At 48.8% G+C, this 13,687-nt stretch carries 6 protein-coding genes; 4 read left to right on the top strand and 2 right to left on the bottom strand.

The features are described 5' to 3' along the window. The first annotated feature begins 97 nt into the window (after window positions 1-97). The 3 genes from Q320_RS0101275 (at window position 98) to Q320_RS0101260 (ending at window position 6,890) form a co-directional block, all read left to right on the top strand. Entirely contained in the window at window positions 98-673 is a 576-nt protein-coding gene (locus Q320_RS0101275) for a chalcone isomerase family protein (RefSeq protein ID WP_027467498.1), read from the top strand. A 584-nt stretch (window positions 674-1,257) separates the two neighbouring features. After that, window positions 1,258-3,024 (top strand): autotransporter assembly complex protein TamA, encoded by a 1,767-nt coding sequence (locus Q320_RS0101265; RefSeq protein WP_169734417.1) that lies wholly within the window; start codon window positions 1,258-1,260, stop codon window positions 3,022-3,024. After that, the gene (locus Q320_RS0101260; RefSeq protein ID WP_027467496.1) at window positions 3,024-6,890 is read left to right on the top strand and encodes a translocation/assembly module TamB domain-containing protein; all 3,867 of its coding nucleotides are present in this window, start codon (window positions 3,024-3,026) and stop codon (window positions 6,888-6,890) included. The genes Q320_RS0101265 and Q320_RS0101260 overlap by 1 nt, the downstream gene beginning before the upstream one ends. A gap of 31 nt (window positions 6,891-6,921) precedes the next feature. Here Q320_RS0101260 and Q320_RS0101255 read toward each other — a convergent pair whose 3' ends face one another. Then, window positions 6,922-7,494 (bottom strand): ComF family protein, encoded by a 573-nt coding sequence (locus tag Q320_RS0101255; protein WP_169734416.1) that lies wholly within the window; start codon window positions 7,492-7,494, stop codon window positions 6,922-6,924. A gap of 213 nt (window positions 7,495-7,707) precedes the next feature. On the opposite strand from Q320_RS0101255, the gene bioB reads away from it, so the two are divergent. Next, window positions 7,708-8,706, top strand: a complete 999-nt coding sequence (bioB, locus tag Q320_RS0101250) for a biotin synthase BioB (RefSeq protein WP_027467494.1) — start codon at window positions 7,708-7,710, stop codon at window positions 8,704-8,706. Window positions 8,707-8,821: 115 nt separating this feature from the next. Here the strand turns inward: bioB and Q320_RS0101245 are convergent, their stop codons facing one another. Continuing rightward, window positions 8,822-13,684 (bottom strand): PAS domain S-box protein, encoded by a 4,863-nt coding sequence (locus Q320_RS0101245; RefSeq protein WP_027467493.1) that lies wholly within the window; start codon window positions 13,682-13,684, stop codon window positions 8,822-8,824. Window positions 13,685-13,687 lie beyond the last annotated feature (3 nt).

Genomic DNA, 13,687 nt, shown 5'->3' with positions numbered 1-13,687 from the left:
GACGCCTTGCCATAAAACTTGTGCACGTGTACTTACGTTTTTAAATATAAAAGCCCGTATCTATGATTTGGATTACGGGCTTTTTTTGGAGCCAAAAATGAAAAAAATAGTATCCGCTGCGGTATTGGGGGCGTCGATGTTGTTGGCATTGCCAGTGTCGGCTTTGGAAGTGGCAGGAACGCAAATCGTCGAAAAAGTCGTCGTCGCGGAGAGCCCTTTGCTGCTCAATGGCGCCGGTATTCGCAAAAAGATGGTTTTTGATGTTTACATTGCATCGCTGTATGTAATAGCAAAAACGAGCGATGCCGCGCAAGTTTTAAATTCAACGAGTCCACGGCGCATGCAAATGAATATGCTGCGTACAGTAGATTCTAAAAGCCTGCACGAAGCTTTGTTGGAAGGGCTGCAACAGAATGTGTCTGCGGCACAACTCAAAGGTTTTGCTGGCAAATTGGCAGAACTGGAAAAAATTTTTGCAGAAATGAAAAGCGCCAATAAGGGCGATGTGATCGTACTTGATTTTATTCCCAATCAAGGTACGAAGATTTCGATGCGCGGACAGGCAGTGGGTGTGATTGAAGGGGATGCTTTTGCAACGGCGCTATTGTCGATTTGGCTGGGCAAAGCACCAGTGAATGAGGCTTTGAAAGCCGCTTTATTGGGTAAGGTTTAATTGGTATGAATGTTTCTGAGGCCGCCGCAGATGCGGTCTTGTATTGAATTTTTCGTAGTAATACTACTTTTTTATTTTTTGTTATTTTTGTTTGTTACAGTTGTTGTTGTTGAAATATATGATTTTTATTTCATTTTATGTACTTGTTGTTACGTGTTGTGGCTTTAAATTAGGTAGTAATATTACCTAATGTCTTGCGTTAATTCTGTAGTTTTGATAAAGTACGTCCATCGAAGCAAGAATGCACTGCCAGTGAGATAGCTGGCACAACTCAAGGAGAACTACCATGCGTACCTTAATCAAAATGATTAAAAATTTCGAATTCCAACAACAATTGCTCGTTAAATCACACGGCTGGCAGTTGACGCTCGATCGCTAAGCGATAAAGATTTTATGTAGTGCTCTGTAGTACCCGCAACGAAGGTTGCGTTATCGACTCCATCCTCCTGTGCCCGGCTTTGACTTGCGTCTGTTTGATGCGAGCCAAGTCGGGATTTTTTTTGCTGCAATTGAACATTCATTCAAGCAATGCGGCTGCAGTTTTGGTAAAGTCGCGGTTTCAATCTTTGCTTTGGTTTTTTCGTTTGAAAGCCCAAGACCTCCTCGCTCCCTTCTGGTTGACCTCGGCATTCTTCGTGAGTGCTGCCAGCGCTGAAAGCACTGCTCCGATTCCGTTTAATTTCCGTATTGAGTTGCGTGCCCCGTCTGCGGTATCGGCTTTGCTGGAACAGCACCTCGAAATCTTTGCTTTGCGTAATAGTCCGCGTAATTCATCGGAACAACTCAATCATTTAATTGAAAATGTGCCCAATGCTGTTACGTCTTTGGTCGAGACGGAAGGCTATTTCAATTCTAAAACGACGGCGCGGCTAGAGAGTCGTAATGGCCAAAATACGGTGTTTATTGATGTTGATCTTGGGCCTTTTGCAGTTATTAAGGATGCGCAGCAGTATGTTTCAGGTGGCATCACAGAAAATCCAGAGCGTTTACAGATCTTGCAACGGCGATTTACCTCACGTGCTGATGAGTTGATCGACGAGCGCTTCACGCAAAGTGCTTGGGATGAATTAAAGCGGCGCAGCTTAGCGTCTTTTATTGCGCGTGATTATCCCGCGTCACAAATCAGCGATAGTGTCGCAACCATTGATCCAATCAAGAATACCGCTCATTTCAGAATTGATATTGATAGTGGTCCGGCCTATGTTTTTGGGGGCACGACCATTCGTGGTTTAAAGCATTTTCCTGAGTATTTGGTGCTTGATCGGGTGCAGATTGAGCCTGGGCAGGGCTACCGGCGTAATGATTTGATTGATTTGCAGACTGAACTGCAGAATATGCCGCATTTTTCATCGGTCTTAGTCGATGTTGAACTGTCTCAAACTGAACCTTTTGAGGCTCCGCTGACCATTGATGTGCAAGAGTCGCCGCTTAATCGGGTGACGACCAATTTGGGTTACGACACCAATACGGGCGCTCAGGTGGGTGTTTCCTATCGTTATTTGAATTTACTGGATCGAGCGTGGGTTTTTAATAGTGATTTACGCCTAACGCAAAAAGAGCAATCAGCAGGCATCGGCGTGACGTTGCCGCGTGGGCGCGATGGTTGGGAAAATGGCGGTAATTTGCGTTATTTGCGCTCGGATATTCAAGGCTTGCAATCGGAAACTTATCGGACAGGGCTGGGGCGCAATAAATTAGAAGGCAATATTGAGCGGTATATTACTGTTGAGTACCTCACTGAAACACGTGAACTGAATGATGGAACATCAAATAATCCTAAATCGTTGACCGGTAATTTCAAATGGATTCAGCGAAATTTAGATAGTAAAAAAAATCCTCGGGATGGTTATATGGTTCAAGCTGAAATCGGTGGCGCATCCAGCCATCTACTCAGCGATGCCAATTTTTTGCGTCTGTATACCAATGGCGTGTATTACCAGAAAGTAGGGCGTGAGGGCGTATTGATGTTGCGCCTGGAATTGGGTGACACCATTACAGAAGATGCGACCAATGTGCCAACCGATTGGTTATTTCGTGCGGGTGGTGTGGGCTCAGTACGAGGTTATGCGTATCAATCGCTGGGTGTAGATATGGGCGGCTCGGTTGCGCCTGGCAAAGTCTTAGCGACTTCATCGATTGAATACCAGCATCCCGTGGTGAAAGATTGGCGTGCTGCGATCTTTTTTGACTATGGCTCTGCCGCTGAAGACTGGCAAAATCTTGAGCCAGTTGGCGGTGTCGGCGTGGGCGCTCGCTGGAATAGCCCACTTGGACAGATTGGTGCCGATTTGGCCTATGGCCTTGATGCCCGAAAAGTACGCTTTGAATTTGCCATGGGCTTAGCATTTTAATGTCGATTGAATCTACTAAGGCTGCGGCCGAATCGCCGAGCACGTCCGATCAAGCCGTTTCCACTGTAGCGAATAAGCCAAAATACGGCATCGCTCGGCGTGTTTTGCGTGGCGTAGTCTGGGGTACGCTCAGTAGCTTCGTGCTCACCCTCGTGATTGTGGCGGGCATTTTTACTTGGCTTGATTCAGATCATGGCCGTGCGCGCTTGGTAGAAGTGATTAACCGCAGTGGTATTGTTTCCTTAAAATCTTTACAAGGCTCGCTCTGGTCGCGTTTGGAAGTGCGCGATTTGGTCGTTAATACGGCCGATGTTGAAGTTAAGCTAGATCATGGGGTATTGGATTGGTCGCCTTATGCTTTGTTGCTTAGGGACGTATACCTCGATGAGGTGCTGCTGAATACTTTGCAAATTCATTTAAAGCCACAGCCGCCAATGAAAACACCAACGCCGCCGCCAACGAGTTTGACGCTGCCGTTTGGACTTAAAATTATTAAGCTCAATATCGCCAAACTCGACATCAGCGACGTGCCTTTATTGCAAGACATACAGGCCAGTTTGGACAGCAATGGCAAGATGCACCGCTTAAGCGTGCTGCAAATTCGCGCACCGCAAGGCAAATTAAGCGCAGCTTTGAACTTGAAAGGACTTGCGCCATTTGAGACTGCAGGTTCATTCGTGCTGGCCGGCGAGCTGGAAGGCCGTCAATTGACCGCGGTAGGCCATGTGCTAGGCGATTTACGCGCTTTGGCCGTCAAGGCCGATCTGGATGCCGATCAAGTCAGCGCCAATATTGAGATGCAACTCGATGTGTTTGCACCGCATGCCTATCAAATGCTGCAGCATGGTAGTGCTAAATTAAATCAGATTAATCCTGCTGCTTTTCATCCCAGTGCGCCTCAGGCGCTCATCAATGCCGATGTAAAAATCCAGCCCACGGCAACGGGGGCACAAATGCAGCTCAGCTTACAAAATCAGCGGCCCAATACATTGGATCGCCAAGGCTTGCCGCTGCGAAGTTTGAATGCGGAACTCTCGCTTGACGGCAATGAGCTACAGATTAAAAGTTTACTCGCACAGCTCAGTGGCAATGGTCAAATTCGGGCGTCGGGCAAGATCAAGGATGAAAAACTCAATTTACAGCTCGATTTACAAGCGATTGATCCCGCTTTGCTCTGGTCACCGCAACCAGCTAGCCAAATGGCGGGGCGACTCAGTATTACTGGGCCGTGGTTGGCGCCGGATGTGAAGGGGAAAATCAGTGATCGACGCTTTAATGCCGTAGCTGAAGTCGATTTGGGATGGATTAGACCCGATGTGCAGCGGCGAATTGCGGTGCGACAGTTGGCGCTAAGCCGAGGTGTTAGCCAAGTGACTGCCAAAGGCGAAGTTAACTTAATGTCGCCATTTGATTTTAAGTTAGATGCAGAGCTGAAACAATTTAACCCCGCTGAATATGCTTCAGTACCATCGGGTAGTATTAGTGCGGACATCAATACAAGCGGTGCGCTCAAGCCGATACCTCAAATTGATTTAGCTTACATACTGAAAAATAGTCGCTTCAATGGCGAGGCACTGGCGGGGCAAGGTCGCTTGAAGTTGAGTCAAGATCGTTTGCAAGACAGCTTGCTTTGGCTGAGCTTGGGGGCAAACCGAGTTGATCTTAAGGGCGCACTGGGGCGGGTCAATGATCAGCTCACTTATCAATTACATCTACCCAATCTGGCGGTGATTGGGCGTGAATTCTCCGGCCTGGTCGAGGGGCAAGGGGTGTTATCGGGGCCTTTTACACTGTTGCAGATTCAAGGCGGGCTTAAAGCCAGTAAGGTCAAAACACCGTGGGATTTGAGTGTACAGCAGGCCGATATACAGCTGGATTTACGCGCTGATTTGCAAGGGCCGATGAAGTTGCAGGCTGACTTGACTCAGTTGGTGATGGGCGAGACTCAGTTAAATAAAATCAATCTCTGGTCTGCGGGTAGCCGAAATCAGCATGAAATTACGCTGAGCGTGAAAGGGCTGCAAGCGGGTCAGGAGCTGGAGCTTAATACCACCTTGGCGGGCGCTTTGAGCGAGCAATTTATTTGGCAAGGTAAAGTGAAAACGCTGGCAGGTAAAAGTATCGTGCCATTCCAGCTATTAGCGCCAATGACGCTGCTGGCATCAAGTGAACAAGTGAAGCTGGGCGTCGCTGACCTTCAGCTGGGGCAGAGTGTGATTCGGCTGGGGCATTTTGATTGGCGTCCGGGTCTCATCAGCACGCAGGGCGAGTTTAAAAAAATTGTGGTGGCCGACTGGTTGCCTTTGCTGGGTAACAAAGAAATTCGCAGCGATTTGGTCTTGGCTGGTGGCTGGTCGATTGAACAGGCGCAGGATATTAACGGTAGTTTGAATTTAAAACGCCTAGCTGGTGATGTGGTCTGGCAAGGTGCTGGTGCGACGGCACAAGCGGTTCAGTTGAGTGACTTACAGCTCAATGCCAAAATAAATAAAAACCAACTGAGCGTATTGAGTAATTTTCAATCACCTCGATTTGGATTGGCGGATTTTAGCTTGACCGCCGCACTTGATCCACGCACAGGGCAACCGCTGGATTATCAGCCTGTGGTGATGAATTTGCGGGGTGATTTGCCCGACTTGGCTTTGTTGTCGCCTTTTATGGGGCCGGATATGCGCCTAGCGGGCCGTGCCAAAATGAATGTGCAGCGTGTTTCACAGTCAGGCGTAGTTAAAATGACGGGCCTTGTGCAAGGCTCGGCGCTATCGATCCGCGATGCCAATACTGGCATTCGTTTGACCGATGGTGAGTTGGATGTGGTGTTATCCAATCAGCAAATTCAGCTACGTACCCTGAAGTTTAACGGCGGTAAAGGCAGTATCACCGGCTCTGGCGTGATAGAAATGGGGCAGGAAGGGCTTGTTGGTTCGGCAAAATTGGTGGCCAATCAGTTCACGTTGATTAGCAAGCCCGATATGTTGCTGGTGATGAGTGGGCAAGGGGCGATTGAATTTCGTGACGGTACCTTGCAAGTTAATGGGCAGTTTGTTGCCGATGAAGGCGATATTCAGTTTGTGTCTAATGACGTACCGCGCCTGTCTGCCGATGTGGTGGTACTGGGGCGTGAGCGCGTTGAAACTTCGCGCGCTTTGCCGATCAATATTGAGTTGAATGTGGATTTGGGCAATAACTTCCGTTTCCGGGGTTATGGGCTAGATGCACAGCTGATTGGTCAGTTGCGTTTGCGGGCGCAGGCGAATCAGGCTTTGAGAGCGAATGGTACGGTCAGTGTGGATCGTGGCGAATACCGTGCCTATGGGCGAACTTTGGATATTGAGCGGGGCGTTTTGTCGTTTATCGGTCCGGTGGATAATCCGGGGCTGGATGTGTTGGCGATGCGGCGTAATCAATCGGTGGAAGTGGGCGTTCGAGTGCAAGGTACGGCGCAGTCGCCACGGATTAGCTTGGTGTCCGAGCCGAATGTGCCGGACGCAGAAAAAATCTCTTGGTTGTTATTTGGGCATGGCGTCGACAGCATTGGCAGCTCCGATAGCGCTTTGGCTTTGCAATTGCTCAATTCGATGGCGACGGGTAATTCTGGGCCAAGTATTACGGGACGGATATTAGGTACGGTGGGGCTGGATGACGCTAGTTACAGCTCGGTTAAAGAGTCGGACGGCTCGACGACACAGGTGGTTTCGGTCACTAAGCACTTGGGTCGGAATTTTAGTGTCTCACTCGATAAGAGCTTTACCGGCTTACGTGATGCGATTCGCTTTACTTTGCAGTTGTCGCGAAATTGGTCGGTTGTTTCGCGTTTCGGTATCGACTCGAGTTCGGTCGATGTGAATTGGACGAGACAGTTCTAAGCGGGTCTATAAGCTGAGCCGCACGAGCCATTTAAGCCGTGCGTGCCAGTACCCAGGCCTCTACTTCACGGGCACCTGCGGCTTTGAGTACGTTGGCGGCCGCGTTGAGACTGGCGCCACTGGTCATTACATCGTCAATCAGCGCCACCCGTGCGCCGCTTAAATCTCCGGCGTAGTGAAACGCATTTCGCATATTCTGCCAGCGGGCATTGGCGCTCAGCCTAGCTTGATGCTCGGTATTCTTTTGCCGCGTCAAACGGCCCATTTCCAATTGAATATTTAATTTTTCTGCAATCGGCCGTGCTATTTCTAGCGCTTGATTGAAACCGCGCTCACGCAAACGTGCCGCATGAAGTGGCAGTGCAATCAGTACATCAGGGCGAGTGAGCGGCAATTCGGCCAGAATCTGCCCGAGTGGCGGCAGTAGCGTCCATTGCTGTGCAAATTTAGCAGCCTGAATCAAGCTGGCAACTGGGTCGGTATAAATAAATGCGGCATAGCTTTTGTCGAGTGCGGGTGATGCTTTGAGGCACTGACCGCAACGATGCCCTTGCGTATTGGGAATGGCACAACAGGGGCAGCTTTCTGTTGCCTGCCAGCGCACGAGTGTCGCCAAACAGGGTGGACAAAATGCTTTTTGGCAGGCACTACCACACAGTATGCATTGACATGGTGTGATGTAGTTTAAAATTGAAGAGAAAAAATTTGACAACTCAAGCTCCTGTTTGGACAATGCAAACTATAGCCTTTAGCTAAAATTGGGTCATGCGCAGCTTAGCGTGATGACTCAGTATCAAATATTTGGGAAAAATTGCGAATGAATTGTTCAACAACAGCTTCAGCTCAAACCATTGAATTTAAACGCGCTACGCCGCATCCTGAGCAATCTTTATGGTCTGAGGCTGCAGTGGCTGAGTTATTTGCGCTGCCGTTTAACGATTTACTGTTTCAAGCGCAAACCGTGCACCGTGCCAATTTTGATGCGAACCGCGTTCAACTTTCTACTTTGCTGTCGGTGAAAACTGGCGGCTGTTCCGAAGATTGCGGTTATTGCTCGCAATCGGCGCGGCATGATACAGGTTTAGAAAGCCAAAAATTGATGGATGCGGATGATGTGATCGCCGCCGCAGCGATTGCCAAAGAAAATGGCTCATCGCGTTTCTGTATGGGCGCCGCGTGGCGTGGTCCGAAAAATCGTGATTTGGACGAAGTGAAAAAAATGATCGCAGGCGTGAAAGCTTTAGGGCTGGAAACCTGTGCCACATTTGGCATGCTGAAAGACGGTCAAGCTGAGCAATTAAAAGAGGCTGGTTTGGATTATTACAATCACAATCTGGATACCTCTGAAGCTAAATACAGCGAAATCGTTACGACGCACAGTTATGCTGATCGCCTTGATACTTTAGGTAAAGCACGTAAAGCGGGTTTAAATGTGTGTTCGGGTGGGATTGTGGGTTTGGGCGAAACGCGTTTGGATCGTGCCGGTTTGGTGGCGCAGTTGGCTAATTTAGACCCGCAACCGGATTCAGTGCCCATCAATAATTTGGTGCAAATCGACGGTACGCCGCTCGATGGTTCAGAGACCGTAGACTGGACTGAGTTTGTGCGTACGATTGCCGTTGCACGGATTACGATGCCTCGCGCCTATGTGCGCCTCTCGGCGGGGCGCCAGCAAATGCCAGAAGCCATGCAAGCTTTGTGTTTCTTGGCGGGTGCGAATTCGATTTTTTACGGCGACAAATTGTTAACTACGGGTAATCCAGAGGTTGAAGGTGATAAAGCTTTGTTTCGTAAATTAAATTTATTGCCACTTTAATTGATAAGGGTATATTGACGTAGGCTTTATTAAGTAAGTTCTACAGCTATATACCTATGATGTAAAATAAAAGCCGCTAGATCAAGAGTCTCGCGGCTTTTTACGTTACTCTGCATTACAAGCTAGCGAGCCAAGTTTGTAGCGTCACTTCTGCCGCAGAGAAATTGAGCGACTGTATTTGTGAGTTTAATTGAATAAACTGCGCGGGTATGGAATGGCCTAGCTCTTGTGACCAAGCATCTATTAACATCAGCGCACGCATATTGCCAGATTCAAGTAGCGGTTGTAATTCAAGTAAGCGTTGTTGCACGCTCTGTTCCGACAAGGTGATTGCTTTTTGTATTTGGGAAACGCCACGCTCACTTAACTGTGCGTTTAGCAATAGGTCTGAATCAATGAGTAATTGCTCTAGCTCGCTTAATGCTGATGGGTTTAGGTATTCTGCGAGTGGTGGCTCAATGGCGTATTTAAGCTGTTGCTCAAGTGCTGCCGCTCGGTTTGATAAGGCACGAGCTCCCAAGGTTCCTGCGCTGCCCTTGATGGCATGAAGTGTCTGCACTGCGACGCTGACATTTTGGAGGTCTATCGTTGCGAGCAATGCTTGGATGAGCGTATTCATCTCGGCATGGAAATTTTTCAGTACAGTGCGATACAGTTTTTCATTGCCGCCAAAGCGTAACAATATAGAGGCCAATGGTTCGACGACGGCAGACAGGTCGGCTTGTGCCGCAGGATCTTGTTGGGCGATGTGGCCCGTTTGATGAAGTAACACATGAATAAGCTGTGGCAAATCGACGGGTTTACCGACGTGCTCGTTCATTCCTGCATCTAAGCACGCTTGGCGATCGGTTTGCGATGCATTGGCGGTCATTGCAATGATGGGTAAATGGGCAAAGCGTCCGTCAGCCCGGATTCGCCGCGTTGCTTCTAAGCCATCAATATCGGGCATTTGCACGTCCATTAGTACGGCATCTAAATTGAGTTCGGCACTGAGTACCTGTGCAACGCCAGACAAACCTCCTTCGGCAACGGCGACCGTTGCGCCTTCTCCAGTGAGTAATTCGTAGGCAATCTGGCGGTTGAGTGCATTGTCTTCGACAACGAGTAAGTGCAGGCCATTCAATGGATAAGATTTTTTTTCTCGTATCGGCAAGGCGATCGCCGATTGGCCTGCTAACGCTTTTTGTACCGACAGCAATAATTGTTGTGGTGTGACTGGCTTGGTTAAAGAGTCAACAAAAGGCATATCTTCATCATGTAATGCGGCGAGTAGCATTTCTTTGTCGTAAGCGGTCAGCATAATCACCATGGGTGGGGGTGCTAATACGCAATCTTTTAAGATCAGTCGCGCGGCACTGAGTCCATCTAAGCCCGGCATTTTCCAATCCATCAGCACCAGCTCAAAATGCTGGCCTTCTTGCCTTGCCGTTTGCACCGCTTGAATGGCATCCATTCCATTAATGGCATGCTGCGCCTGCCAACCTAGTGCGGCGATAATTCGCAAAATCAGCTCGGCAACCATTGAATTGTCTTCAACAACCAGTACTTTGAGCGGCAGCGTAGGCAAATCGGACCACGTCACTAAAGGTGCGGCATCAATGACGGGGAGCCATAAATCAAAACTAAAGCAACTGCCTTGCCCCAGTTCGCTTTCTAATTGCAGCTCGCCGCCCATCAGTGCAACCAAACGTTGGCTAATCACCAAGCCTAGGCCTGTGCCACCAAAGCGCCGCGCAGTGGAGGCTTCGGCTTGAGTGAAGCCATTAAAAATCCTCGTTTGTTGTTCGGCGCTGATACCAATGCCTGTATCTTTAACGGCAATGTGCAGTTGGATCGCATCATTGCGGCGCTGTAGTGCTTTGACTTGTACTTGCACTAGGCCGTGCTGCGTGAACTTCAAAGCATTGCCGCTGAGATTAATGAGGACTTGTAAGAGCCGTAAACTGTCGCCTAGCATTTGTTGTGGTAAATCTGGATCGATATCGAACATAACCTCAACGTCTTCTTTGCCTTGATTGCTTGGCAACACAATCGCCAGATTGCGCATTAAGGCTTCAAGTTCAAACGGATGAGGGTCAAGTTGTAATTTGCCAGCTTCGATCTTGGAGTAGTCCAAAATATCATTGAGCAGGCCGAGCAACGCCGTCGCCGCACCTTGTGCTTTCACAATGTAATCTTGCTGCCGCTGATTGAGTTCAGTTTGCCGGATCAATTGCAGCATGCCTAAAACGGCATTCATCGGGGTACGGATTTCATGGCTCATATTGGCAAGGAAAGACGATTTGGCTGCACTCGCTGCATCGGCTTGCTCTTTGGCGTCGCGCAATCGTGCTTCAAGCTCGCGCTGAATCGTAATGTCGCGATTAATCCCGGTGACCCGAATGGCATTGCCTTGCGCATCGCGTTCAATTTGTGCACCGGCTTGCATATAGCGCACTTCACCATTGCTGCGAACAATGCGGAAGATCGGTGTGTAGTCGCCTTTGCCTTCAACCGCCGCCATCAAGCACGCTGCAGTCGCGTCAACATCATCAGGGTGAACGCGTTCGTACCAATGTTGGTAACGCAAACCTTGTTCACGCAGCGCGATGGGTTGATCATAAAATTCGAACATTCTATCGTTCCAAAGCAGAGCATCTTCGGCCAATATCCAGCTCCAGACGCCAAGCTCTGCGACTTCGGCAGCCAATTGCAATTGATCGCGTACCGCTAAAACTTCAGCTTGTTGTTTTTGCATGAGAGATAAGTCGGTGATAACGCCGACCACTTTGCGCTCACCATTTGATAGCATTCCGCCTAAGCTCAGTTGCGCAGCAAAGCGCGTGCCATCTTTGCGTTGCGCTTGAACTTCCCAACCTTGTTCATTTAAGGCGTCGACTTCGCCGGTTAAATAAGGCGTTAAATTAGAATCAGGGTGTTGTTCTAGTAGCTCAGGGATTAATTGACTGAAGGTTTGACCGATTGCCGCCGCAGCGCTTAAACCAAACACACGTTCGGCCGCAGGGTTAAATGAACACAATAGGCCTTGGCGATCGATTGTGATTACTGGATTGACGACGGTATCCAAAATCGCTTGATTGGTATTCAGGCTACTGGCTAAGCGCTGCTCGGCAGCTTTGCGTTCACGAATATCAATAGCAATACCCAAATAACCTATGATTTCCCCCGTGTCATTTCGCATCGCCGTCGCGGATAAACTGACGGGAATGTGACTTCCATCGTGATGCACATAAGTCCACTCGCGTGTTTCTGCACCTTCTAAAATGGGCTTGTAAACGAAGACTTGGAAGCCTGTGATTTCTTCGCCATATTCAGCGCTCAATTCGATCCCACGCGCAATCATTTCCTCGGCTAAATGAAATAAACCCGCAGCGGGGCGCCCGATTAAATCTGCTCCGCAATAGCCTAATAAACGTTCTGCACCCCGATTAAACACCGTAATAAGGCCATCGGCATCGGTGGCAATGATTGAAACTTCTGTTGCGGCATGGAGCACATTACTCAATAACAAATTCACGCGACTGAGTTCGGTGGTTCGTTGTAAAACGAGCGTTTCTAAATTGCTGTTGAGCTCGTGGATACGTTGTTCGGCGATTTTTTGCTGGCTAACATCTCGAATTGTTTTAGACGCGCCAATCACTTTGCCTTGTGCATTCAGTATTGGGGAGACGGTTACAGAAACATCCAGTAAGCGCCCATCACGGCAACGCCGCTGAGTTTGGAAATGCGGCACGTGTTGTCCACGATTGATACGGCGCAAAATATCGACTTCTTCGGCGTGTAGTTCTGGGGGAACCAATAAATCGATCATGCGCTGACCTAGCGCTTCGGCGGCGGAATAACCAAATAATTGTGCTGCTGCAGGATTCCAATCGGTGATCACGCCATCACAAGTCTTGCCGATAATCCCATCTGCTGAGCTTGAAACAATTGCGGCAAGGCGTTGTTGTTCGGATTGTAGTTCGTGATTACGTCGTCGATTAATCGACAATACGGTGACAAGGCTTGCGAGTAATAGGCTGAGTAAAACGCCCAAAAGCATCAATTGATAAGGTGAGGTTAAGTGCAAACTGCTGACAAACTCAGGATGAGCGCTGAGCTGCACTAGCCACGTTCGGCCAAAAATTTGAATCTGCTTGGTTTGTGTATAGGCATCAGGCAGTGGGTTTTTTGTATCTAAAGCGGAATCGTAAAACTTCACCCCCGCACCGCTGGTGATGTCGGTCAGTAGTAAGCGCAGTTGGGCTCGATTAAGGTTTAAATTGGCTAAGACTTCTTCCATCAGAAGCGGGGCAAAACTCCAGCCTATGGCTTTAGCTTCACGCTCTGCAATGCTGGGAGGAATAACGCCATCAGGGAAAATTGGCAATAAAATTAAGAATGATTGTTCAAGGTCGCCCGATGCTTGAACTAAAGTGATCGGTGGCGTTAATCTGACTTCGCCACTTTGAATGGCCGACAGTGCTGCGGCTCGTCGTTTCGGCTCAGAAGCGATATCTAGCCCGATTGCGGGCAGGTTGGTCGCTATTGGCTCAATGTATTGAATGACGAAGCGTTCGCCTTGATGTGGCGTAAATTGGTGAATGTAAAACTGTGGCCAGCCGTCTTTTTTAGCTTGTGCTAAAAATGCTGCTTCTTGGGATTGGGGTACACGACGAATAAAGCCAAAACCTCGGGCGCCGGGGAACTCTTGCTCTGGGCTTCTGGTTTTGCTGTAAGCCGTAATGACTTGGCGATTGAGCGCTGGGCCTGCGGTTAGAATGCTGCCGCGCATCCCTCGTAAACCATATTGATATAACTTAAATCGTGATAAAACTTGCTCTGTTATCTCGTCTGTGACTTTGGCGATGCTAGCTTGAACGTATTGATGATTACGCTGAACGAGCAGCCAAGCTAATACGCTAGTTAGCAATACGCCGAGTAAGAAAGTGATTGCGCCATAGTGGTAGGCACGAGGTAAACGCTGAAAGTTGAGCATAAT

The sequence above is a fragment of the Deefgea rivuli DSM 18356 genome (genome assembly GCF_000620145.1).
In the GTDB taxonomy this organism is placed as follows: Bacteria; Pseudomonadota; Gammaproteobacteria; order Burkholderiales; family Chitinibacteraceae; genus Deefgea; species Deefgea rivuli.
Note: the sequence above shows the minus strand (reverse complement) of the source record. Positions and strands in the feature narration are given on the sequence as shown.

Excerpts from the sequence above, each read along its gene's own strand:
- Q320_RS0101275 (WP_027467498.1), top strand. The coding sequence starts at position 98 with ATGAAAAAAATAGTATCCGCTGCGGTATTGGGGGCGTCGATGTTGTTG.
- Q320_RS0101260 (WP_027467496.1), top strand. The coding sequence starts at position 3,024 with ATGTCGATTGAATCTACTAAGGCTGCGGCCGAATCGCCGAGCACGTCC.
- bioB (WP_027467494.1), top strand. The coding sequence starts at position 7,708 with ATGAATTGTTCAACAACAGCTTCAGCTCAAACCATTGAATTTAAACGC.
- Q320_RS0101245 (WP_027467493.1), bottom strand. The coding sequence starts at position 13,684 with ATGCTCAACTTTCAGCGTTTACCTCGTGCCTACCACTATGGCGCAATC.